The sequence below is a fragment of the Aeromonas sp. FDAARGOS 1406 genome, assembly GCF_019048565.1.
Classification (GTDB): Bacteria; Pseudomonadota; Gammaproteobacteria; order Enterobacterales; family Aeromonadaceae; genus Aeromonas; species Aeromonas caviae.
Window position 1 is genome coordinate 1,118,645 of record NZ_CP077378.1, and the last position, 21,010, is coordinate 1,139,654.

Annotated in this window: 23 protein-coding genes; 9 read left to right on the plus strand and 14 right to left on the minus strand. The window is 62.2% G+C overall.

All coding sequences use genetic code 11. The annotated features are described in order from the left end of the window. The first annotated feature begins 20 nt into the window (after window positions 1-20). Window positions 21-662: an energy-coupling factor ABC transporter permease gene (locus tag I6L36_RS05075; protein WP_041215455.1), complete on the plus strand. Its 642-nt coding sequence runs from the start codon at window positions 21-23 to the stop codon at window positions 660-662. Between the two features lie 274 nt (window positions 663-936). On the opposite strand, the gene I6L36_RS05080 is transcribed toward I6L36_RS05075, so the two are convergent. The 4 genes from I6L36_RS05080 to I6L36_RS05095 form a co-directional block, all read right to left on the minus strand. Beyond that, on the minus strand, window positions 937-1,629 hold the full coding sequence (locus I6L36_RS05080) for an ABC transporter permease (protein WP_010674270.1): 693 nt from the start codon (window positions 1,627-1,629) through the stop codon (window positions 937-939). Between the two features lie 3 nt (window positions 1,630-1,632). Then, complete coding sequence (locus I6L36_RS05085; protein ID WP_010674269.1) at window positions 1,633-2,373, minus strand: ABC transporter permease; 741 nt, start codon at window positions 2,371-2,373, stop codon at window positions 1,633-1,635. 105 nt (window positions 2,374-2,478) lie between these two features. Beyond that, window positions 2,479-3,252 carry an ABC transporter substrate-binding protein gene (locus tag I6L36_RS05090; protein ID WP_041212797.1) on the minus strand — a complete coding sequence of 258 codons (774 nt, stop codon included), beginning with the start codon at window positions 3,250-3,252 and terminating at the stop codon, window positions 2,479-2,481. 65 nt (window positions 3,253-3,317) lie between these two features. Continuing rightward, window positions 3,318-4,088 carry an ABC transporter ATP-binding protein gene (locus I6L36_RS05095; RefSeq protein ID WP_010674267.1) on the minus strand — a complete coding sequence of 257 codons (771 nt, stop codon included), beginning with the start codon at window positions 4,086-4,088 and terminating at the stop codon, window positions 3,318-3,320. Between the two features lie 532 nt (window positions 4,089-4,620). Between I6L36_RS05095 and I6L36_RS05100 the strand changes: the two genes are divergently transcribed. Then, window positions 4,621-5,523 (plus strand): lysine exporter LysO family protein, encoded by a 903-nt coding sequence (locus I6L36_RS05100; protein ID WP_041215456.1) that lies wholly within the window; start codon window positions 4,621-4,623, stop codon window positions 5,521-5,523. 82 nt (window positions 5,524-5,605) lie between these two features. Here I6L36_RS05100 and iadA read toward each other — a convergent pair whose 3' ends face one another. Then, complete coding sequence (gene iadA, locus I6L36_RS05105; RefSeq protein WP_109111781.1) at window positions 5,606-6,736, minus strand: beta-aspartyl-peptidase; 1,131 nt, start codon at window positions 6,734-6,736, stop codon at window positions 5,606-5,608. A gap of 58 nt (window positions 6,737-6,794) precedes the next feature. Beyond that, complete coding sequence (locus tag I6L36_RS05110) at window positions 6,795-7,574, minus strand: ABC transporter substrate-binding protein (RefSeq protein WP_109111782.1); 780 nt, start codon at window positions 7,572-7,574, stop codon at window positions 6,795-6,797. Window positions 7,575-7,639: 65 nt separating this feature from the next. On the opposite strand from I6L36_RS05110, the gene I6L36_RS05115 reads away from it, so the two are divergent. Both I6L36_RS05115 and I6L36_RS05120 read left to right on the plus strand, forming a co-directional pair. Beyond that, window positions 7,640-7,963 carry a hypothetical protein gene (locus tag I6L36_RS05115; RefSeq protein ID WP_041215459.1) on the plus strand — a complete coding sequence of 108 codons (324 nt, stop codon included), beginning with the start codon at window positions 7,640-7,642 and terminating at the stop codon, window positions 7,961-7,963. Then, complete coding sequence (locus tag I6L36_RS05120) at window positions 7,960-8,571, plus strand: ACP phosphodiesterase (RefSeq protein ID WP_109111783.1); 612 nt, start codon at window positions 7,960-7,962, stop codon at window positions 8,569-8,571. Before I6L36_RS05115 ends, I6L36_RS05120 begins: the two co-directional genes overlap by 4 nt. A gap of 39 nt (window positions 8,572-8,610) precedes the next feature. Here the strand turns inward: I6L36_RS05120 and I6L36_RS05125 are convergent, their stop codons facing one another. From I6L36_RS05125 to arsC, 3 genes are all read right to left on the minus strand, one after another. Then, entirely contained in the window at window positions 8,611-9,681 is a 1,071-nt protein-coding gene (locus I6L36_RS05125; RefSeq protein ID WP_109111784.1) for a linear amide C-N hydrolase, read from the minus strand. A gap of 248 nt (window positions 9,682-9,929) precedes the next feature. Continuing rightward, window positions 9,930-10,304 (minus strand): DUF2069 domain-containing protein, encoded by a 375-nt coding sequence (locus tag I6L36_RS05130; RefSeq protein WP_043155315.1) that lies wholly within the window; start codon window positions 10,302-10,304, stop codon window positions 9,930-9,932. Next, the gene (arsC, locus tag I6L36_RS05135) at window positions 10,301-10,651 is read right to left on the minus strand and encodes an arsenate reductase (glutaredoxin) (RefSeq protein WP_043155313.1); all 351 of its coding nucleotides are present in this window, start codon (window positions 10,649-10,651) and stop codon (window positions 10,301-10,303) included. The genes I6L36_RS05130 and arsC overlap by 4 nt, the downstream gene beginning before the upstream one ends. A gap of 60 nt (window positions 10,652-10,711) precedes the next feature. Here arsC and I6L36_RS05140 point away from each other — a divergent pair, with 60 nt between their 5' ends. Further along, complete coding sequence (locus tag I6L36_RS05140) at window positions 10,712-11,191, plus strand: TlpA disulfide reductase family protein (RefSeq protein ID WP_109111785.1); 480 nt, start codon at window positions 10,712-10,714, stop codon at window positions 11,189-11,191. Between the two features lie 133 nt (window positions 11,192-11,324). Here I6L36_RS05140 and I6L36_RS05145 read toward each other — a convergent pair whose 3' ends face one another. Continuing rightward, window positions 11,325-12,779: a M48 family metalloprotease gene (locus I6L36_RS05145; protein ID WP_254052345.1), complete on the minus strand. Its 1,455-nt coding sequence runs from the start codon at window positions 12,777-12,779 to the stop codon at window positions 11,325-11,327. Window positions 12,780-12,906: 127 nt separating this feature from the next. Between I6L36_RS05145 and I6L36_RS05150 the strand changes: the two genes are divergently transcribed. From I6L36_RS05150 to I6L36_RS05160, 3 genes are all read left to right on the plus strand, one after another. Then, window positions 12,907-13,176 (plus strand): sulfurtransferase TusA family protein, encoded by a 270-nt coding sequence (locus I6L36_RS05150; protein WP_109111786.1) that lies wholly within the window; start codon window positions 12,907-12,909, stop codon window positions 13,174-13,176. 22 nt (window positions 13,177-13,198) lie between these two features. After that, window positions 13,199-14,269 carry an AI-2E family transporter gene (locus I6L36_RS05155; protein WP_109111787.1) on the plus strand — a complete coding sequence of 357 codons (1,071 nt, stop codon included), beginning with the start codon at window positions 13,199-13,201 and terminating at the stop codon, window positions 14,267-14,269. A gap of 174 nt (window positions 14,270-14,443) precedes the next feature. Beyond that, a complete protein-coding gene (locus tag I6L36_RS05160; protein WP_043155304.1) occupies window positions 14,444-15,253 on the plus strand; it encodes a MipA/OmpV family protein in 810 nt (269 codons plus the stop codon). Window positions 15,254-15,319: 66 nt separating this feature from the next. Here the strand turns inward: I6L36_RS05160 and I6L36_RS05165 are convergent, their stop codons facing one another. Beyond that, entirely contained in the window at window positions 15,320-16,126 is an 807-nt protein-coding gene (locus I6L36_RS05165) for an alpha/beta fold hydrolase (protein ID WP_109111788.1), read from the minus strand. 156 nt (window positions 16,127-16,282) lie between these two features. Between I6L36_RS05165 and ppk2 the strand changes: the two genes are divergently transcribed. Next, window positions 16,283-17,113 carry a polyphosphate kinase 2 gene (gene ppk2 / locus I6L36_RS05170; protein ID WP_010674253.1) on the plus strand — a complete coding sequence of 277 codons (831 nt, stop codon included), beginning with the start codon at window positions 16,283-16,285 and terminating at the stop codon, window positions 17,111-17,113. A 127-nt stretch (window positions 17,114-17,240) separates the two neighbouring features. On the opposite strand, the gene I6L36_RS05175 is transcribed toward ppk2, so the two are convergent. The 3 genes from I6L36_RS05175 to malF form a co-directional block, all read right to left on the minus strand. Beyond that, the gene (locus I6L36_RS05175) at window positions 17,241-18,377 is read right to left on the minus strand and encodes an ABC transporter ATP-binding protein (protein WP_010674252.1); all 1,137 of its coding nucleotides are present in this window, start codon (window positions 18,375-18,377) and stop codon (window positions 17,241-17,243) included. A 70-nt stretch (window positions 18,378-18,447) separates the two neighbouring features. Beyond that, window positions 18,448-19,338 carry a maltose ABC transporter permease MalG gene (gene malG / locus I6L36_RS05180; protein WP_010674251.1) on the minus strand — a complete coding sequence of 297 codons (891 nt, stop codon included), beginning with the start codon at window positions 19,336-19,338 and terminating at the stop codon, window positions 18,448-18,450. 12 nt (window positions 19,339-19,350) lie between these two features. Then, the gene (gene malF, locus I6L36_RS05185) at window positions 19,351-21,006 is read right to left on the minus strand and encodes a maltose ABC transporter permease MalF (RefSeq protein ID WP_049637099.1); all 1,656 of its coding nucleotides are present in this window, start codon (window positions 21,004-21,006) and stop codon (window positions 19,351-19,353) included. Between the last annotated feature and the right edge of the window lie 4 nt (window positions 21,007-21,010).

Here is a 21,010-nt window from a genome sequence, read left to right on the forward strand (position 1 = left end):
CGCATCCGGGGGAACCGCTCATGAGTGAAGGACAAGTCGCCGCCCTCCTGCTCTGGCTGGTGCTGCTCGCCTTCAGTCTGAACGCCTCCCTGCTGCGCACTCTTGGCGCCCACCCGCTCTATCAGCATCTTTGCCTCGGCGGCGCCATCGTGCTGGTACCGCTGTGGACCTTGCGGGCCGGGTTGCACGAGGGGCTCGAGATCCACTTTCTCGGCCTCACCAGCCTGACCCTGCTGCTGGGCTGGCGCCTCGCCCTGCTCGCCCCCTGCCTCACCCTGCTGCTCCTCGCTTACTTCGGGGTCATCCCCCTGGCCGACATCGGCTGGCAGGCCCTCATCGGCGTCGCCCTGCCGGTGGCCACCAGCTGGCTGCTGTTTCTGGGGAGCTGGGCCTGGCTGCCTCGCCACCTCTTCGTCTATCTGTTCGTGGCAGCATTTCTCGGGGGGGCGCTGAGCATCTCGGCCAAGGTGATCGCCAGCGCCTTGCTGATGGGGGTGAGCGGCACCTATTCCTGGCACACCATCAGCGCCGACTACCTCTCCATCTGGCCGCTGCTGCTCTTCCCCGAGGCGCTCCTCAACGGCATGACCATGACCCTGCTCGCCGTCTATCGCCCCCACTGGGTCAACACCTTCTTCGACAGGGAGTACCTGGGGCGCTGAGCCTGCCCGTGGTCCATAAAAAAAGCCCGCAGTTGCGGCAATGCTGTTCAGATAAGCACATTTTTGACTAATTATTCATAAATGCGACTTGAGTTGGGGGAGCAAGGCTGTTTCCAGTCGATGTTCCTTCAGCCTTTATCCAGCGTGGCTTGCAATAGAAAGAGGGAGGCATCATGCCTCCCTCATTTTTTAGCCCTGATACTACGTGGACTGGAACTCAAATTCTCTTAAGTGAACAGCATTGCGCAGTTGCGGGCTTTTTCTCTGCGGGCAGTCAGACGCTGCGCGGGCGCAGGTGGGCATGCCAGCGGGCTTCCCACTTCTTGAACAACCAGACGATGACGAAAGTGAGCAGCATGTAGAGCAGACCTGCGGTCAGGAACGCCTCGAACGGGCTGTAGTAGCGGGAGTTGATGATCCGCGCCGCCCCCGTCAGATCGACGATGGTGATGATGCCCGCCACCGCCGACCCCTGCAGCATGAAGATCACCTCGTTGCTGTAGGCCGGCAGCGCACGGCGAAACGAGTTGGGCAGGATGATGCGGGTCAGGGTCTGCCAGCGGGTCATGCCGAAGGCGCTTGCCGCTTCTATCTGCCCCTTGGGCATGTTCATCACGGCGCCACGCACTATCTCGGCGGTGTAGGCACCGGTGTTGAGAGTGAACGCCAGCAGGGCACAGAACCAGGCTTCCGAGAAGAGGGACCAGGCCGCACTGTTCTTGAGCCACTCCCACTGGGCGGCACCGTAGTAGATGATGAAAAGCTGCACCAGAAGCGGGGTGCCACGGAAGAAGTAGATATAGGCCCAGATTGGCCCCTTTATCAACCAGTTGCGGCTGTTGCGCAGTATGCCCATGGGCACCGCCAGCATGAGCCCCAGCATGAGCGAGGCGGCCACCAGCCAGATGGTGGTATAGAGACCCTCCCAGTAGGTGGGCCACTCCTTGAGAATGATCGAGAAATCCATGGCTTACCTCGTCTTGATGGCGTAGTGACGCTCGGCCCACTTGAGCGCCGAGGTAGAGACTGCGGTGAAGACCAGGAAGATCAGCGCCACCGCCATGTAGAAGGTGAAAGGCTGCTGGGTCGAGCCCGCCGCGAGCGACGCCTTTCGCACCATGTCATCGAGCCCGATGATGGAGACCAGGGCAGTGGTTTTCAGCAGCACCAGCCAGTTGTTGCCAAACCCGGGCAGGGCGTGGCGCATCATCTGGGGAAAGAGGATCCGCACAAAGACCTGGCTTGCCCGCATACCGAAGGCACGGGCCGCCTCGAGCTCCCCCTTGTCCACCGCCAGGATGGCGCCGCGGAAGGTCTCGGTCATGTAGGCACCGAAGATGAAGCCGATGGTGGCGACCCCGGCCGCAAACGGGCTGATGTCGATGTAATCGGGCAGCAGGGAGACCCACTCCTGATTCGGGTTGCTCGCCAGCAGGTGGTTGTTGTAGGCCTCGTTGACCCAGGTGCAGATCCCGTTGATGAGCACCTGGCCGCCGAAGAAGAGCAGCATCATCAGCACCAGATCCGGGATGCCGCGAATGACGGTGGTGTAGGCCGCCGCGATGCCGCGTGCCCACTTGTAGGGAGAGAGCTTGGCAAGGGCCCCCAGCATGCCGAGCACCAGGGCCAGCAGCAGGGAGGCGAGCGCCACCTCCAGGGTGATCCAGGCCCCCTCCAGCAGAGAGGTTTCGTATCCTTTCAAATCAAACATATGCAATGCAGCTCCATCGCAATCGGGCCCGTCACTCCCAGCGGAAGGCAACGGGCCCGATGACTACTGACGGGATCAACCTGTCGTTGTTCGCCTGACGTCGGCTTACTCGCCGTACACGTCGAAGTCGAAGTACTTGTCGTTGATTTCCTTGTACTTGCCATTGGCACGCAGGGCCAGGATGGCGGCATTGAATTTCTCTTTCAGATCCTTGTCAGCCTTGCGCACCGCGATGCCGGCACCCTCGCCAAACCACTTGGGATCGGTCAGTTTCGGGCCGATGAACTCGAAGGCATCGCCCCCTTCCTTCTTCAGCAGGCCGTCGCTGATGGCGGCGGAGTCGGCCATCACGTAGTCGACACGGCCGGATTTCAGATCGAGGTAGGCTTCATCCGCAGTGCCGTAGCGCTTGATGGTGGCGTTGGGGAAGTTGTCGGTGATGTAGGTATCCATGGAGGTGGCACGCTGCACGGCGATGGTCTTGCCGTCCATGAAGGCCTTGTCGAGCTGGATCTCGGTCCCTTTCTTGGCGGCGAAGCGCGCCGGGATGTGCTGGTACTTCTGGGTGAAGTCCACCTTCTTCTTGCGCTCTTCGGTGATGTCCATGGTGGCGATGATGGCGTCATACTTGCGCGACAGCAGCGCCGGAATGATGCCGTCCCAGTCCTGCTTGATCAGGGTGCACTTCACTTTCATCTCGTCGCACAGGGCGTTGGCGATGTCGATGTCGAAGCCTTTCACCTCGCCGCTCGGCTCGGTCCAGGAGAAGGGGGGATAGGCCCCTTCCACCCCGATCCGGACCTCTTTCCACTCCTTGGCCATCAGGCTACCGGAACACAGGGCCGTCATCACGGCAGTCGCCAGCATCAGCTTGTTCATGTATCTCTCCTTGATAAACACGTCGATCGTTGAAAGTACGGATGGTTTAAATTGAATCCCTTCCATCAATAGATGGACGAGATGAATTGCTTGAATCGCTCCGACTTGGGATGGGCGAAGATCTCCTTGGGATTGCCCTCCTCCTCCACGCGCCCCTGGTGCAGGAACATCACCTTGTTCGACACGTCGCGGGCGAAGGACATCTCGTGGGTCACCACCATCATGGTACGCCCCTCTTCCGCCAGCTCGCGCATCAGGCCAAGGACCTCCCCCACCAGTTCAGGGTCGAGGGCCGAGGTAGGCTCGTCAAACAGCATCACCTCGGGCTCCACCGCCAGCGCCCGGGCGATGGCGGCCCGCTGCTGCTGACCGCCGGAGAGGTGACCGGGATAATAGTCGCGACGCTCCCACAGCCCCACCCGGTTGAGCAGATGCTCCGCCTTGGCGATGGCCTCGGCACGGGGCACCTTGAGCACCTGGATGGGCACTTCGATGATGTTCTGCATGATGGTCATGTGGGACCAGAGATTGAAGCTTTGAAACACCATGGCCAGTCGGCTGCGGATACGCTCCACCTGGCGCATGTCTTCCGGCAGGCGTTCGCCGGAACGGCTGGTTTTCATCCGGATCAGCTCCCCATGGAGGGAGACGCTGCCCGATGAGGGGGTTTCAAGCAGATTGATACAGCGTAGAAAGGTCGACTTCCCCGAACCCGAGGAGCCGATGAGGGAGATCACATCCCCCTTGTGGGCCGTCATATCGATGCCCTTGAGCACTTCGTGGGTGCCAAAATACTTGTGCAGATCACGAACTTCCAGTGCGGCAACGTCGCTCATCCATTACAACCTTGTCTGTCCCTAGACGCCGCTTCGGCGTGACTCCACCATCGTCCATTTAACAAAACGTTAACCGATGGCAACCTTCAGCGAAAATATCATTGAGGTAGTGAAAAAACAATACAGAACCGAGGTATTTGGTGTTTTATCTGTATTTTTATTGGCCTATTGAGTATTTTTCAGCACTTTGTCTGCATAAAATCCATTTTTTGTCGCACCTTCCCTACCGCTCTTTTATACCCGCAGCGCACTGGTAGCAAGCATATTTCACCATATCCGCCAGATGTCACCCAAAAGGACTTTATTCACCCAGGCAGATTCCCCTTCTCTCGTCATTTCATGGGGATGAAATTGATTTTTCAGGTGATGTGCCCCTCTTTCTCTGTTTGCGTGCACAGCTGGCTGTCATCAAAAAACACAACAATATGATAAAAAAGCCCCGTATGGGCCATGCTGATGCACAGATCCGTGACACAGGTGCAACAAGTCGTGATAAGGTGCCGTTTTTCCACGTTTTGTGATCGAGGCCCCGATGTTGCTCAATGTGTTGCTGATCCTGCTGCCGCTCGTGATCGGCTATCTGGTTCCCCTCTCTTCCGCCCGTCTGATCAAGCTGGTCAACCAGTCCCTGGGCAAGATGGTCTACCTCATCCTGTTCCTGATGGGGCTGGGACTGGCCTATGTGGAGAACCTGGGCAGCAACCTGGCAGTGATCTTCAAGGTGGCAGGGGTGATGCTCGCCGCCATTACCCTCTGCAACCTGCTGGCCCTGTGGTGGCTGGACAAGCGCAGCCCCCCCACCCACGAGGCCAGCGACGGCAAGATGCCGAGCAAGCTGCACCTGTTGTGGGAATCCCTCCAGCTCTGTTTCGTGGTGCTGGGGGGCGTCTTGCTGGGGCTGGTGGTGGACCTGCGCGCCCTGCCCATCGACAAGTTGAGCGAGTGGGCCCTGATGCTGCTGCTCTTGCTCATCGGCATCCAGATGCGCAACTCCGGCATGCGCCTGCGCCAGATCCTGCTCAACCCCTGGGGCATGAAGATCGCGCTCACCGTCATCCTCAGCAGCTGGCTCGGCAGCCTGCTGGCCGCCCAGCTGCTCGGCATGCCCTTTGCCCATGGCCTCGCGATGAGCTCCAGTTTTGGCTGGTATTCGCTCTCCGGCATTCTGGTAGCGGACAAGCTGGGCCCGGTGCTGGGGTCCGCCGCCTTCATCAACGATCTGGGGCGCGAGCTTATCGCCATCCTCATCATCCCGGTGCTGATGCGCCGCCACCCCAGCGCCGCCATCGGCTACGGCGGTGCCACGGCGCTAGACTTCACCCTGCCTGTCATCCAGAAATCCGGCGGCATCCAGGTGGTGCCGGTGGCCATCGTCTCCGGCTTTATCCTGAGCCTGCTCGGCCCCATTCTGATCCTGGGGTTTCTCGCCATCTGAACCCCATGGCACGACAAAGCCCGGCACTGCTGCCGGGCTTTTTGTTGATGAACTGAGCGGGCTGGATGACAGGCGCCGGTATTCAGGTGCGCCACCGCCCCCCACTCATCACCCGCTCGATGGCGAACGTATCAGGATCGATCAGCAGCAGATCCGCATCCTGCCCCACCCCCAGGGTACCCTTGCTCGCAAGCCCCAGCGCCCTGGCCGGATTGGCCGTCACTACCGCCAGTGCCGTCTCCAGCGCCACCCCCTTGCCGCAGGCCGCCACCACCTCCTGCCACAGGCTCCCTATCTGGCCGCAGCGCAGCTCGATGAGCCGCCCCTCGCCGTCAAAGCGCGGCAGACTGGCGTTGGCATCCGAGCTGAAGCTGATGCGATCCACGGGCACGCCCGCCGCCAGCAACGCCACCAGGGCGTCGGCCGCGAGCCGCTCCCCGTCATCCAGCAGATCTGGGAAGCTCGACGTGGTGAGGTCGACCCAGCCACCTGCCCGACCCCACTCGATGGCCTCGGCAAAGAGCCAGGGATTGCGGTTGCAGTGGGTGGGGTAGAGCTGGCGAAGCGGGATGTCGGTGTCATCGCGCAGGGCCCGCAGGGGCGCCAGCGCCCCGCGGCCATCCCCCAGGTGAAAGAAGCTGACGCCACTTTTGCCGGACAACAGCCCGGCCACCCGCGCCTCGCTCGCCAGCCGCGCCAGCTCGTCGTGGGTGGGGGCGCTGGACCTGTGATCGCTGATGGCCACCTCCCCCACCCCCAGCACCTCGGGGATCAGCATGATGTCCGACTCCACCGTGCCGGTGAGGGTCTTGACCGGCAGGTGGTAGGAGCCGGTGTACATGAAGGCGCTCACCCCGGCGGCGCGAAACTCGCGCACCTTCCCCAGCACCTGGGCCGGGCTGCGGGTCAGGCTGTCGGTGCCGAGCGCCGCCACGAGCGTGGTGACCCCCGCCGCCAGAGCTTCCCTTGCCGAGAGCTCCGGCGTGCGAAAGCCGAAGCCTCCCTCGCCGCCCCCTCCCGTGATATGGGCGAGCGGGTCAACCAGTCCGGGCACCAGATAGCGGCCGCCAGCGTCCACCCGCGTCAGTGGCCAGTCGACCGGAACCGTCAGTCCCTTGCCCATCCAGGCGATGCGACCATCCGCCACCAGCAGATCCTGCTGGCCGAGCGGGGCCGGACTATGGATCTGCGCACCCTCGATCAGGGTCAACATGGGGTCTCTCCTTGCTGCATGAAAAAGGAGGGAGCAGGCTCCCTCCGACTGTTACCCATCAACCGCCATAGATATCGTACTTGAAGTACTTCCGGTTGATCTCCTGATACTTGCCGTTGGCGCGCAGGGCCTTGATGGCGTCGTTCAGCCTGGCCCTGAGATCCTGATCCCCCTTGCGCACCGCGATCCCCATGCCATCGCCAAACCATTGACGGTCGGTCAGGGCCGGCCCCACATAGTCGAACTTGTCGCCCCCTTCCTTGCCAAGCAACCCCTGTTCGATGGCCGAGGCGTCGGCCAGCAGGGCCAGCACCCGTCCCGCCTTCAGATCGAGGTAGGCTTCATCGGCACTGCCGTAACGCACTATGGTGACGCTGGAGCCGAAGTTGTCGGTCAGGTACTTGTCGTGGGTGGTGGCCCGCTGCACGCCGATGCGCTTGCCCGCCATCCCTTCCGGCGTCAGCGTCAGTTCGGTGCCCCTGGCCGCCACGAAGCGGTTGGGAATGTGGGCATATTTCTCGGTGAAGTCGACCTTCTTGCGCCGCTCGTCGGTGATCGACATGGCAGCGATGATGGCGTCGTACTTGCGCGACAGCAGGGCCGGGATCATGCCGTCCCAATCCTGGGCCACCAGCTCGCACCTGACAGCCATCTGCTGGCACAGGGCGTTGGCAAGATCGATGTCAAATCCCTTGATCTCTCCGGACGCATCGGTCCATGAGAAGGGGGGATAGGTCCCCTCCACGCCAAAGCGCACCGTCTTCCACTCCTTGGCGGTGACGGGGGCGGCGAGCAGACAGGCAGCAACAAGGGCTGACAGGGTCAGTGTGGTCTTCATTGTGAGTACTCCATTACATAAAAAGCGCACAGGCGCGGTCAAGGCATCGCAGGCAGAGGCAAGCGATGGCCAACAAACGGCAAATTGCAGATGAGCGGGATTACGCCGCCATGGGCGTCAATGAACTGCTCCGGGGCCTCGACCTATTCGTCGAACCACTCGGAGAGATAGAAAGGCTTGAAATAGAAGGCCAGAAAGAAGCCTCTGGCTTTGCGCATCATGGTGATTTGTCGCGCCCTGTGACAAAGATGGCAAGCACCTTACCACGCCTCAAATTTGCCCGGCAAGGGGACTTGGGGATGAAACATCCTGCCCATGGTCAATCCGGCCACGATTCGTTAGGCTCGGATCACCCGTTCACGCCCAGGCACGCGAGCCCCATCCCATGAATTTTCTCGCCCACCTCCATCTGGCGGCCCATACCGGCAGCTCCCTCACCGGCAACCTGCTGGGGGACTTCATCAAGGGTCCGCTACCGACGGGTCTGGCTGACCACTTCGACGAGGGGATCTGGCTGCACCGCAAGATAGACGCCTTCACCGATGCCCACCCGGCCCATCGGGCCGCCGTGGCGAGCTTCGAGGCCCCCTGGCGCCGCTTCGGCGGCATTGTGGTGGACATGCTCTACGATCACTGGCTCAGCCAGCACTGGCAGAGGTTCAGCGCAGCCCCCCTGCCCCACTTTCTGGCGCAGAGCTATGGTCAACTTCTCCTGGATCATCACAGCCTGCCACAGGGCCTGCCGATGGCCCTGCGGCGCATGGCCGAGCAGGACTGGCTGGCCTCCTACCAGTACCGGGAAGGGGTGGGGGCGGCCCTCAACGGCATCGGTCGTCGGCTGCGCCGCCCCGTGCCGCTCGGGGAGGCGCTCCACGCCCTGGATCAGGCTCGCTGGACCGAGGCCGAGCACGCCTTCCTGCACTTCTACCCGGAGCTGATGCGCTTTTGCGAGGCGCAGATCGCCACCCACCGCACGGCCACCTCATCCCCACCATAAAAAAACGCCCCGAGCGGGGCGTTGTCATCGGGGGAATGCTCAGGCCTTGGGGCTGGCCGGCAGGAAGCGAAACGCCTTGGCCGGGACGAATTTCTCCGCCGTCTCCCCCGCATAGAGCTGCTGCTCGGTCAGGGGCAACTTGCGCACCGGGGCCCCCGCGGTGAGATCCAGCTTGTCCATGCTCACCCAGAAGGTGTTGGGCAGATGAGTCAGCTCGAAGAAATAGCGGCGATGCTGCTGATCCGCCACGCTGCGCCACAGGGTGGTGGAGATGTTGGGCTGATCCGGGGTGCTGATCCCCATGGGTACCGAGACGTTGCGCATCACGCTCATCACCCCGGCCACCGCCTCGTTGGCCTGGTCGGTCTTTGGCAGGGTCTTGATGTAGAAGGAGGCGCGGGCAAATCGATCCGCCGAGCGGTTGGTGCCGGGCAGCATGGTGAGACCGCCAATCTCCTCCCAGTAGTCGTTGAGGGCCAGTTGCTTGTCAAAGGTCGGCGAGTTGGTCATCACCTGATAGCTGCGGTCGTGGTAGATCTGCAGCTTGCCCCCCACGTACTGGAAGATGGCGGAATCGCCGCTCGCATCCGAGAGGGAGAGGTGCAGCTGGCCCGGCTTGCCATCCGGGGTCAGGGTGGTCACCACATAGAACTCATCTCTGGAGAGGGCCTCGACCGCCTCGGCCACGGTGGCGAAGTTGTCCAGCGCGTACTGGGCCCAGAGCGAGATGGAGAGAGTCTTGCGCGGATCCTTGTCGCTCGGGGTCACATACTCGGACTCGGTCAGATAGAGGAGGTTGGCCACCAGCCCCTTCTCGTTCATGCCGTCGGCGGTGCCTGCATCGAAGCCTGCCGCCACCACGGAGCCGTAGCGCGACGTCCACGTCATGGAGTGCGCGCCAGCCTCCCCTTCCCGCGCGATGCCACGGGGCAGCGCCCAGAGATTGGTCGGCATGGCGCTGCGCCAGTCCATGGTACGACCGGTCACCACCAGCGCTCCCTCCCCCTGATAGACGGCGCGGGTACAGGCATCGGCGAGGGAGCTGACGGAGAGGGAGACGGTCAGGGCCAGCAGGGTCTTGTGCAACAGGGGGGAACGCAGGATTGTCATATGGATCACTCGAGTCTGTTGAAAACACAAGCATACCCCTTTTTGCATAACAGGGGCTGACTGAGGCTGGCAAACCAGGTGACAGATCTGTCAACAGAGGTGCTGCCCTGCCAATCAGCGATCAATATCCATAAATTAATCAAAGAGATAAGCAAGCCACTTCGGGGCGATACCGCCAGATGCCATTCGCTGGCTTGCGTCGGTTTCAGACACATACCCTGCCCGCCAGCAGGCGGACAGGGAGGGGCTCAGCCTTCCTTCTTGCGGATACTCAGCCCCAGCTCGCGGCCACGCAGGCGGGCATAATAGATGGTGCCCACAAACGCCAGGGTGGTGAGCACCAGCTCCACCACCGCCAGCCACCGCTCCCCCTCATCCGTGGTGATCAGGGTCAGGGCGTGCAGGAAGTAGGGCATCAGCACGAAATTGCCCCAGGCGTGGGTGTAGGGATTGCCCTGCACTATGCCCTTGAGGGGGAAGAGCAGCGGCACCGTCCAGATCACCGGCAACAGCCAGGGGGCGAGATCCGGGTGGGGCGAGAGCCAGAGGTGCCAGAGCAGCACCCAGGCCAGCAGGCCGAAAAAACCGGCCAGGGTCAGCAGGCGAGCGAAGCGGGTGCTCACTTGAGGATCTCCAGCACCTGCTCGGGCGGACGACCTATGCGGGCCTGCCCGTTCTTGATGACAATGGGGCGCTCGATGAGCTTGGGGTGCTGGTGCATGGCACGAATGAGATCATCGCCGCTCACCTCGCCGAGCCCCAGCTCCTTGTAGAGCTCTTCCTTGGTGCGCATCAGCTGTCGGGGATCCGTGAAGCCAAGCTGACTCAGGAGGGTGCGGATCTGTGCCTCACTCGGGGCCTGCTCCAGATAGAGCACCACCTCGGGGGCGACCCCGTGCTGTTCCAGCAAGGCCAGGGTTTCACGGCTCTTGGAGCAGCGCGGATTGTGGTAGATTTGGGTCTCGCTCATGATAACTCCCTGATTAATCGCAAGATGGGACAAGAAATGGCGCTATTGTAGGGGAAACGGATGGTCAGGGTAAGCGGGAAGGCTATGGAAATGAAACGGATCTGTTGGCTGATTGTGGCAACCCTGCTGGGGGCCTGCAGCCCGGCACCCGACTTTACCGACGGCGCGGGAAAGAAGGTCAGCCTCGCGGATCTCGGTGGCAAACCACTGCTGGTCAACTACTTCGCTCCCTGGTGCGCCCCCTGCCTGCGGAAGATGCCCCTGCTGGCAACATTGCACCAGGAAGGTCAGATCCGGGTGATCGCCATCCACTATGACCCCGCCTCTCCCGCCGAACTGACCGAGCTGGCACGGCGCCACGCCATCAGGGTTCCCCTGATGATCCCGGATGACGACGCCCGCCTCCCGTTCCCAAGGCCCGGGGCGCTGCCCACCAGCTATCTGCTCGATGCCAGGGGCACGCTGCTGGAGACCCTGGTGGGGGAGCTGGACGAGCAGAAGCTCGCCGAGATAAAACGCCGCCTGGCGAGCGCCCCATAGCAGAGCCATCCAATACATTCATTTCTTCATCATCAAGATGCGTTGAAACCGATGAAAGGCCCTATTTTAGCCTGCAAAACAAGGCGGGGTGCCCCCAAAGGAGCACCCCGCCTGCCATCAACCCGCTCCGGACTCAGCCCTTGAGGCTGTCCAGATCCTTCTTGGCCCGCTCCAGCTGGGTGATACGCGCCTCGATGCGGGCCAGGGTCAGCTTGTCGCTGGTGGTGCCCCGCGCCACGATCAGTTCGTCGATGGCCGCCTGATAGTCCCCGCGCAGGGAAAGGGTCTCCGCCCGTGCCATGTGCAGGTCCGTCATTCTGCCCGCCTTGCGGTAGGCGTCCGACAGCAGGCTCCAGGCCAGGCTGTTCTCGTCGTGCTCCCGGGCATAAGGGTCCAGGATGGCGATGGACTTCTTGTAGTTGCCCCCCTCCAGATAGGCGTTGCCGAGGTTCACCACCACCACCTCGTTGTCCGGCATCCGGGTGCGGAAGCGCTCCAGTCTGGCGATGGCCTGGGCGCTGCGCCCCTTGGCGAGATCGATGTCGGTCAGGGCATCCACCACGAAGAGATCCTCCGGGTGACGGGTCACCAGCTCCTGCATCAGGGTGTCGGCCTCGTCGGTGCGCTTGAGCTGCAACAGGGCCAGCGCCTTGCCATAGATGGCGGCATCCTTGAGGGGGTAATCCCCCTTCTGCAGGCGGCTGTCGAAGTAGGTGAGCAGCGCCTGGGGCGTCTCGGTGCCATAGCGCACCTGGATGCGCACCTTGGCCAGCCAGAAGTCCAGGCTCGGCGGCAGGGCGCGCGCGCCATAGCTCCCGGCCCGGGCACGGGCTTCGCTGATCCGGGTCTCCGGCAGGGGGTGAGTCAGCAACATCTCCGGCGGCTTGCTGGCATAGCGGTACTCCGCCGCCAGCTTCTGGAAGAAGTTGGCCATGCCCATGGGATCGAATCCGGCGTCATACAGCGTCTTCATGCCGATGCGATCCGCCTCGTATTCGTTGTCCCGGGTGTAGTTGATGGCCGACTGCATCGACAAGCCAAGCGTGGTCTGCAAGGCCGCGATGCCGGCGGTGGGGTTGATCACCGCGAGTGCAATGGAGCCCACCAGGCCGGCCAGGGTCATGGCGGAGCTGCTCGCCTGTGCCTCCATGTAACGAGCGATGTGACGCTGGGTCACGTGGGTGATTTCGTGGGCCAGTACCGAGGCCAGCTCGCTCTCGCTCTCGGCGTAAAGGAAGAGGCCGGTGTGCACCTTGACCCGGCCACCGAGGAAGGCCGCCGCGTTGATGCTGGGATCGTTGATGAGGAAGAAGGTGAACGGGAAGCGCACCCCGTCGGCATTGGTCAGCAGCCGCTGGCCCAGATCGTCGATGTATTCGTTGAGCACGGGGTCATCGATGATGGGCAGGCCCGCCCGTGCAAAACGCATGAAGGCGTTGCCGTAGCGCACCTCCTGCTCGATGGGCAGTGCGGCGACCCCGGCGGTACCGATGTCGGGCAACTGGTTGCTCCCCTGGGCGTGGAAGGTCGCCCCCATCAGGGTGACCAACAGGGGAAGCGATGCTATCAGGGGGGAAAAACGTGCCACGTTATCTCTATCTCCAATCAGACCCCAGCGGGCATCGGCAGAATACCCTTGCCATTCAAGGCCCACAAGCGTTGTTTCATCCTCTCATCACGGCCATAATGACCGCCACGCACGCGATGGAGTTCTCATGGAACAGCTCGACCTGACCCCCTGGCGTTGTCCCGAGCCCCTCATCCGGCTCAAGCTCTGGTTGCGCCAGGCCCGGCCCGGTCAATCCGTGTGCATCCAGCTCGGGGATGCAGGCTCCCGGCAGGATATTCCCGCCTATCTGCGCCGTCAGGGTCACCATGTCCAGACCCGGGAAGAGTCAGCTGCCCGCCTCTCCCTGCTGCTCGTCGTTGCCCGTCTCCCTCGGGACGCCCTGCTCGCCCCCGAGCCCATGCCACCCACCCCGTGAGCCGCCATTCAAGGAAGCCTCGATGTTAGATGTATTGAAGCGCTGGTATCAGACCCGTTTTTCCGACCCCGATGCCGTCACCCTCTTCCTGCTGCTGGTCTTCTGCTTTGCCGTGCTCTGGCTGTTTGGGGATCTGCTGGCACCGCTGCTGGTGGCCCTGGTGATGGCCTATCTGCTGGAGTGGCCGGTGAGTCGCCTGCAACGAGGCGGCCTTTCTCGCACCGTCGCTACCAGCCTGGTCCTGCTGTTGTTCATCACGGTGACGACCCTGATGCTGCTGGGCCTCATCCCGACGCTGGTGAGCCAGGGGGTCAACCTGGCCAAGGAGGCCCCCGCCATGCTGGCCCATGCCCAGGACTATGTGCGCACCCTGCCGGAAAAATACCCCGAGATCATCGACGTCAGCCTGGTGGAGACCATCATCGACAACATTCGCCAGCGCATCCTGATCGGCGGCGAACAACTGGTGAGCGCCTCTTTGAGCTCCCTCATCAACGTGGTGGCCATCCTCATCTACGCCATCCTGGTGCCCCTGATGGTCTTCTTCATGCTCAAGGACAAACAGGTGCTGATGGGCGGCCTGCGCCGCTTCCTGCCCCGCAACCGCACCCTGGTGAACCGGGTCTGGGTGGAGATGAACGACCAGATCATCAACTACATCCGCGGCAAAGTGATCGAGATCGTCATCGTCGGCATCGCCACCTATGTGCCCTTCGCCCTGATGGGATTGCGCTACTCCGCCCTGCTGGCGGTCGCGGTGGGCTTCTCCGTGCTCATCCCCTATATCGGTGCCGCCGCGGTGACCGTGCCGGTGGCCATGGTGGCCCTGTTCCAGTGGGGGCTGACCCCCGACTTCGCCTGGCTGATGGTGGCCTATTTCGTGATCCAGGCCCTCGACGGCAACCTGCTGGTCCCCCTGCTCTTCTCCGAGGCGGTCAACCTGCACCCGGTGGCCATCATCATCGCCGTGCTGGTGTTTGGTGGTCTGTGGGGCTTTTGGGGCGTCTTCTTCGCCATTCCCCTCGCCACCCTGGTCAAAGCGGTGCTCAACGCCTGGCCCAAGCGGGAAGATCTCCCCCGCCCCGCCCCCTGACCCTGGCAAGGGGCGAGGCCGGGTCTCGCCCCTTCCAGATACCGGCCACCAGCAGCACCTCCGTGACGCTGGCTCATGCTTGCCTTGTCGGGTTTAATTGAAAACCGACATCCGTTTGACTTGCTACGCAGGTCTGATTCGTTCCCACTGCCCACCCACCGACAAGGATCTGTCATGTCCCCAGTCCCAGCCCTGCGCCATGCCTCTCTGGGTGCCTTTCTGGCACTGCTGTTCTGTTCTCCCGTCCGGGCAGACCTCGATATCGGGGCCCTCAGCGCCTTCTCCAGCGACAGCCCTGACAGCCCCATTCCCAAGGGGCTGGTGCTGGGCGGGGCCGTCATCGGCGGTCAGGCCCGTTACCAGCACCAGGACGACACCCTGATGCCCATCCCGGGGGCCCTCTATTTTGGTGACAACCTGATGTATCTGGGGGATCGGGCCCGCTACTACCTCAGCCGGGATGGCAACCTCTCGACCTATGCCTTCGGCCGGATGCGCTTTGGCAACCTGGACCCGGACGACGATCCCTTCCTCCATGGCATGGAGAAGCGCAAGGGGCAGTTCGAGGCCGGCGTTGGGGCCGATCTCATCACTCCCTATGCCCTCTGGAGCGTGCGGGCCACCACGGATGTGACCGGCACCAGCAACGGCCAGGAGCTGATGCTGTGGGCCAACTTCCCCATCATCCGCGGCCCCCTGCTGCTGATGCCGGGAGCCGGCGTCATGCTGCGCAGCCACAACCTCGCCAACTACTACTTCGGCGGTGTCTCACAAGACGAAGCGAGGGCGGACAGGCCGGCATGGAACACGGGCACCACCCTCTCCCCCATGGTCTCCCTCATCGGCAGCTATCGCTTCAGCGCCAACTGGATTGGCGGCTTTGGCATCAACTACGAACGCTACGACGACGACATCGCGGACAGCCCCATCGTCCAGCATCAGGGAGAACTCTATGCAGGCTTCGGGGTGGGCTACATCTGGTAGCCCCATCCGGACTGGGCAACAAAAAAGGAGCCCATGGCTCCTTTTTTACGGCTATCCGGCGCAGCGTCACTCTGCCACTTCGGCGAGAAATGCCGCCAGCGCCTGGTTGATGAACGCGGGGTTCTCCAAGGTCGAGATGTGACCGGCCCCCGGGATCTCCCTGAACGGGCACCCCAGCACCTCGGCCATCAGATACCCCTCCAGCACAGGGCGAGCCTTGTCCTCGCACCCCGTCATCACCAGTGCGGGCAGCCTCATCTCTTCGAGCCAGTCGATGCGATCCTCCCGGGTCACGAAGCTGCGCCCCACCGCCACCAGGCTCGCCACCTTGTCGGCGGGCCATTGGGCCAGCCGGGCCTTGAAACCGGCCATCAGGGCCGCGTCCGGTTGATGGGCGAAGAAGAGCGGCGCCACCTGATCGGCGATGGGCGCAGGCACGGCGCCGACCTGCTCGATCATCGCCAGCATGCCGAGATAGCGCTCGCAGGTGATCTGGGGTTCAAGGCCGACGAAGCTGTCCATCAGCACCAGGCCCTTGAGGCGAGCAGGCGCCATGCGCGCCAGCTCCACGCCCCACATGCCACCGATGGAGAGCCCCACCAGCACGCACTCGTCGATGCCGAGGGCATCGAGCAGCGCCAGGTGATCCCGGGCCAGGGTCGCCAGGGTGCAGGGCCCCTCGGGCAGCACATCGGAATCCCCGTGACCCCAAAGCTCGGGCACGATGCAGCGATAATGCTCCTTAAGGGCCTCGATTTGCGGTGCCCACATGGCACTGTCCCACAGGTAGCTGTGGCCAAAGAGCAGTGCCGGACCCTGCCCCTCGTCCAGATAGGCCATGCGGCGGCCCGCTATCTCCATAAACTGCTTCATGTTTTCTCCTGTTGCCAGCGGCGATGAAACTGGCTTTCCTGTTTTTCTGTTGCCAGCGGCTGATGAGGCGGCAGTGTAACACGCCACCCTTGGCAGGGGTGTCCGCCTGGTGCAAGCTGGAGAGACTCACAACGAGGAGTCACCAAGGAGAGGATGATGGCCAAGGAAAAGAGCAAGAAACGCCCCCGTCTGGACAAGAAGACCTACGAACATCACCTCGCCCACCTGCAGGAGGAGCTGGTCAAGTTGCAGGAGTGGGTCAAGCAGGAGGGGCTCAAAGTGGTGGTGCTGTTCGAGGGGCGCGACGCCGCGGGCAAGGGGGGCGTCATCAAGGCGATCACCGAACCCCTCAACCCCCGGGTCTGCCGGGTCACCGCCCTGCCCGCCCCCTCGGATCGGGAGCGTACCCAGTGGTACTTCCAGCGCTACGTGGCGCACCTGCCCTCGGCGGGCGAGATGGTGCTGTTTGATCGCTCCTGGTACAACCGGGCCGGGGTCGAACGGGTGATGGGCTTTTGCAGCGACGACGAGTATCGCGAATTCCTGCGTGCCTGCCCCGAATTCGAGCGGATGTTGATCCGCTCCGGCATCACCCTCATCAAATACTGGTTCTCGGTCAGCGACGAAGAGCAGGAGAAACGCTTCAAGGAGCGCATCAACACCCCCATCAAACGCTGGAAGTTCAGCCCCATGGATCTGCAGTCCCGCTCCCGCTGGGTGGAGTATTCCCGCGCCAAGGATGACATGTTCACCTACACGGATACCGAGGATTGCCCCTGGTTCGTGGTGGACGCCGACGACAAGCGCCGCGCCCGCCTCAACTGCATCTCTCACCTCCTTGGCAAGGTGCCCTACGAGGCGATCCACTACGAGCCCATCACCCTGCCCCCCATCAAGACCGAAGGCTATGAGCGCCCGCCGCTCACCAGCCAGCACTTCGTGCCGGACGTCACCGCCGCCCTCGAGTCAGACAAGCACGGGCAGTGACGGGCCCCGGCCAGCCGCACCCGCTGGCCGGAACCCGGGCCTCGGATGACGGGCAATAAAAAGCCGGTCTTGCGACCGGCAAAAGGCATTGAACGTATAGAAAGGAAAACCTGGCACTCTCGCCCTCTCAGGCGCGGATATATTTGGCCGTGCGCGGGAACGCCTGTTCTTTGGCATCGAACAGGTAGCAGGCTTCGGCCGGGATGCCGACGCTGTACTCCTGGCCGGTGGCCACGTCGATGTCGGAGCTCGCCTTGACGGTGAAGTCGTGACCATCCACGTCCATGTAGACGAAGGATTCTGCCCCCAGGTGTTCGGCTACCTGCACCACGCCGCTCACGCGGCTGTCGGCATGGGCATGACCCAGCGGCACCAGGTGCTCGGGGCGAATGCCCAGCTCCACCTTGTCACCCACCGCGCCGCGACGGGCATCCACCCGGGCACGCACGGTATCGCCGGAGGTGAGCTTGACCACGCACTCCTGCTCGCCGATCTCCACCAGCTCGCCCGCCAGGAAGTTCATCTTGGGGGAGCCGATGAAGCCCGCCACGAACTTGTTGTCCGGGTTGTGGTAGAGCTCGAGGGGGGTGCCGAACTGCTCCAGGTTGGTGGCCGCCTCGCCCTTGAGCGGGCTCAGCACCACGATGCGGTTGGCCAGCGTCATGGCCTCCACCTGGTCGTGGGTCACGTAGATGATGGTGGAGTTGAGCTCCTTGTGCAGCTTGGCGATCTCGATGCGCATCTTGACCCGCAGGGCGGCGTCGAGGTTCGACAGCGGTTCGTCAAACAGGAACACCTGCGGCTGCTGCACGATGGAGCGGCCGATGGCCACCCGCTGACGCTGACCGCCAGAAAGGGCCTTGGGCTTGCGGTCCAGCAGCGGCTCGAGACCCAGGATCTCGGCGGCGCGCATCACCCGCTTGTGGATGTTCTCCTTGTCCATCTTCTTGAGCTTGAGGCCAAAAGCCATGTTCTCGTAGATATTCATGTGCGGGTAGAGGGCGTAGGACTGGAACACCATGCCGACGTTGCGCTCCACCGGCGGCACGTCGTTCATGTAGCGCCCGCCGATGGTCAGCTCGCCGCTGGTGATGTCTTCCAGACCCGCGATCATCCGAAGCAGGGTGGACTTGCCGCAGCCGGACGGGCCGACGAAGACGATGAACTCCCCTTCCTTGATGTCCAGGTTGATGCTGCGCAGGGTGTCCTTGTGGACAGCCGGGTCGTAATTTTTGCGAACGTTGTTGAGTACTACTTCAGCCATGTCGAGCTCCGCTCTTGAATCTTTGCAAATCGTGATGACGGGGGGAGCCAGCTCCCCCGGCCATGAACCGTTAACCTTTCACGCCGCCTGCGGTCAGACCACCCACCAGCCAGCGCTGGGCGAGCAGGAAGACGACCGTGATGGGGAAGCCTGACAGCACGGCGGCTGCGGCGAAGTCACCCCACAGGTAGTTCTGCGGATAGAGGTACTGCTGAGCCCCGACCGCCAGGGTCAGATTGTTCACATCCTGCAACAGGATGGAGGCCATGGGCACCTCGGTGATGGAGCCGATGAAGGCCAGGATGAACACCACCGCCAGAATGGGCACCGACAGGGGCAGCAGGATCAGGCGGAACGCCTGCCACGGAGTAGCGCCATCGATGGCCGCCGCCTCCTCCAGGGAAGAGTCGATGGTCTCGAAGTAGCCCTTGATGGTCCAGACGTGCAGGGCAATGCCCCCCATGTAGGCCAGGATCAGGCCGCCGTGGGTGTTGAGACCCAGCCAGGGGATGTAGTCACCGATCTTGTTGAAGAGCGCGTAGATGGCCACCAGTGCCAGCACCGCCGGGAACATCTGGAAGATCAGCATGCCCTGCAGGATGGTGGACTTGCCACGGAACCGCAGACGGGCGAAGGCGTAGGCACAGGTGGTGGAGAGCACCACTATCATCAGGGCGGTGATGCCCGCCACCTTGATGGAGTTCCACAGCCAGGTCAGCACCGGGAACGGCGGCGGCGTGATGCTGCCATCGGCGTTGGTGATGGACATTCCGAGCGCCAGCTTCCAGTGATCCAGGGTCGGATTGGTGGGGATGATCTCCCCCACCGAGAAGTTGCCGTTACGGAACGAGATGGCGATGACCATGATCAGCGGGAAGATGATCAGTGCCAGGAAGCCCCACATCACCAGGTGGGTTGCCCACACCCGGTATTTGACTGATTTGGGTTGTACGATTGCCATGTTGAAGCCTCCTTACAGTTGCTTGTCGGCTTTGGACAATTTCAGGTTGAGCAAGGCCAGCGCACCCACGATGAGGAAGATGGCGGTGGCGATGGCACTGGCCAGACCGTAGTCCTGACCACCCGAGCCCTGGAACGCGATCCGGTAGGTGTAGCTCACCAGCAAGTCGGTGGTCCCGGCCGGCGTGGTGGCCCCGATGATGTCCGGCGCCCCGTTCGTCAACAACTGGATAAGTACGAAGTTGTTGAAGTTGAAGGCAAAGGATGCAATCAACAGCGGTGTCAGCGGCTTCATCAAGAGCGGTACGGTGATCTTGAAGAAGTTCTGTACCGGCCCCGCCCCGTCCATGGCAGACGCCTCGTAGAGATCTTCCGGAATCGCCTTGAGCAGGCCCATGCAGAGGATCATCATGTAGGGGTAACCGAGCCAGGTGTTGACGATGAGGATCATCACCTTGGCCAGGAAGGGATTGGTGTACCAGTCCGGCTTGATGCCGAAGGCCGCTTCCAGGAACAGGTTGATTTCACCGAAGTTCTGGTTGAACAAGCCCTTGAACACCAGGATGGAGATGAACGCCGGTATCGCATAGGGCAGGATCAGCATGACCCGGTAGAAACCACGCCCCCTGAGCTGCTCCCACTGCACCAGACACGCCAACACCATGCCAATCGCCAGGGTGAACGCCACCGAACAGGCGGAGAAGATCACGGTCCAGACGAAGATCTGCATGAAGGGACTCTGGATACCCGGGTCCGTCATGATGCGCATGAAGTTTTTCCAACCCACGCTCACCACGAAACCGGGGGCAATGCCCTTGCCGACGAAGTGACCTTCCGCATCGATGTACTGGTAGAAGCCGGTGTCACCGTTGGGCTGCATCAGCTCGCCGCTCTGGTTGTCACGCAGCAGGTTGCTGTCCTTGATCATGACGCCGGACTTGAGCACGGCGCCGTCGACCAGCTGGGTATAGAGCTGTTTCTGGGCGGCGAACTTGCGCAGGCTGCTCAGGGTCAGATGGATATTGCCTTCGGGCAGTACCACATCCAGGGCACTCAGGTGGGTGCGGTGATCGACGATGGCACGAATGGGTGCCGCCTTGTCGGTCGCCTCCCCGGCCAGGGGTTGCAACTGAACAACCTGGGGCTCGTCACGGACCCGTCCTTCACGGACGGCCAGGGTACGCGCCTTGTTGTTCAGCAAGGTAAGGGGTTGACTGATAAAGGATTGGTCGTCCTGTTTCAGCAGCAGCTGAAACTGATTGTTCTCACCACCCAGGAGGGTGAAATCGAATTCACCGCCGGTCACCTTGTAGGTTTTTTTCAGATGGTAATCCCGTGCCTGCTCAAGGGAGAGCAAGTTGGATCCCGAATAGTTGGTGAAGGCGATGCCGATCGTGTAGGCAAGAGGGAAGATGATAAAAACAACCATGCCTGCCACACCGGGGAAAATATAACGGTGGGCATAGGTCTTCTTGTTCATGAAGACATAGAGACCGACGGAGACGACCACCAGATCGAGCAGGGCAAATACCCACTCGCCGCTGGCATACATCATCACGGCCGCATAACCATTAAGCACTGCGATCAGTGCCGCCATGGTCCATTTCAGCCAGACGTACTTGTCTTTCTTCGGACCGGCATAGGATTCGATAGAAGGTACTACTTCCATGCCA

Excerpts from the sequence above, each read along its gene's own strand:
- I6L36_RS05075 (WP_041215455.1), top strand. The coding sequence starts at position 21 with ATGAGTGAAGGACAAGTCGCCGCCCTCCTGCTCTGGCTGGTGCTGCTC.
- I6L36_RS05080 (WP_010674270.1), bottom strand. The coding sequence starts at position 1,629 with ATGGATTTCTCGATCATTCTCAAGGAGTGGCCCACCTACTGGGAGGGT.
- I6L36_RS05085 (WP_010674269.1), bottom strand. The coding sequence starts at position 2,373 with ATGTTTGATTTGAAAGGATACGAAACCTCTCTGCTGGAGGGGGCCTGG.
- I6L36_RS05090 (WP_041212797.1), bottom strand. The coding sequence starts at position 3,252 with ATGAACAAGCTGATGCTGGCGACTGCCGTGATGACGGCCCTGTGTTCC.
- I6L36_RS05095 (WP_010674267.1), bottom strand. The coding sequence starts at position 4,088 with ATGAGCGACGTTGCCGCACTGGAAGTTCGTGATCTGCACAAGTATTTT.
- I6L36_RS05100 (WP_041215456.1), top strand. The coding sequence starts at position 4,621 with ATGTTGCTCAATGTGTTGCTGATCCTGCTGCCGCTCGTGATCGGCTAT.
- iadA (WP_109111781.1), bottom strand. The coding sequence starts at position 6,736 with ATGTTGACCCTGATCGAGGGTGCGCAGATCCATAGTCCGGCCCCGCTC.
- I6L36_RS05110 (WP_109111782.1), bottom strand. The coding sequence starts at position 7,574 with ATGAAGACCACACTGACCCTGTCAGCCCTTGTTGCTGCCTGTCTGCTC.
- I6L36_RS05115 (WP_041215459.1), top strand. The coding sequence starts at position 7,640 with ATGGCCAACAAACGGCAAATTGCAGATGAGCGGGATTACGCCGCCATG.
- I6L36_RS05120 (WP_109111783.1), top strand. The coding sequence starts at position 7,960 with ATGAATTTTCTCGCCCACCTCCATCTGGCGGCCCATACCGGCAGCTCC.
- I6L36_RS05125 (WP_109111784.1), bottom strand. The coding sequence starts at position 9,681 with ATGACAATCCTGCGTTCCCCCCTGTTGCACAAGACCCTGCTGGCCCTG.
- arsC (WP_043155313.1), bottom strand. The coding sequence starts at position 10,651 with ATGAGCGAGACCCAAATCTACCACAATCCGCGCTGCTCCAAGAGCCGT.
- I6L36_RS05140 (WP_109111785.1), top strand. The coding sequence starts at position 10,712 with ATGGTCAGGGTAAGCGGGAAGGCTATGGAAATGAAACGGATCTGTTGG.
- I6L36_RS05150 (WP_109111786.1), top strand. The coding sequence starts at position 12,907 with ATGGAACAGCTCGACCTGACCCCCTGGCGTTGTCCCGAGCCCCTCATC.
- I6L36_RS05155 (WP_109111787.1), top strand. The coding sequence starts at position 13,199 with ATGTTAGATGTATTGAAGCGCTGGTATCAGACCCGTTTTTCCGACCCC.
- I6L36_RS05160 (WP_043155304.1), top strand. The coding sequence starts at position 14,444 with ATGTCCCCAGTCCCAGCCCTGCGCCATGCCTCTCTGGGTGCCTTTCTG.
- I6L36_RS05165 (WP_109111788.1), bottom strand. The coding sequence starts at position 16,126 with ATGAAGCAGTTTATGGAGATAGCGGGCCGCCGCATGGCCTATCTGGAC.
- ppk2 (WP_010674253.1), top strand. The coding sequence starts at position 16,283 with ATGGCCAAGGAAAAGAGCAAGAAACGCCCCCGTCTGGACAAGAAGACC.
- I6L36_RS05175 (WP_010674252.1), bottom strand. The coding sequence starts at position 18,377 with ATGGCTGAAGTAGTACTCAACAACGTTCGCAAAAATTACGACCCGGCT.
- malG (WP_010674251.1), bottom strand. The coding sequence starts at position 19,338 with ATGGCAATCGTACAACCCAAATCAGTCAAATACCGGGTGTGGGCAACC.
- malF (WP_049637099.1), bottom strand. The coding sequence starts at position 21,006 with ATGGAAGTAGTACCTTCTATCGAATCCTATGCCGGTCCGAAGAAAGAC.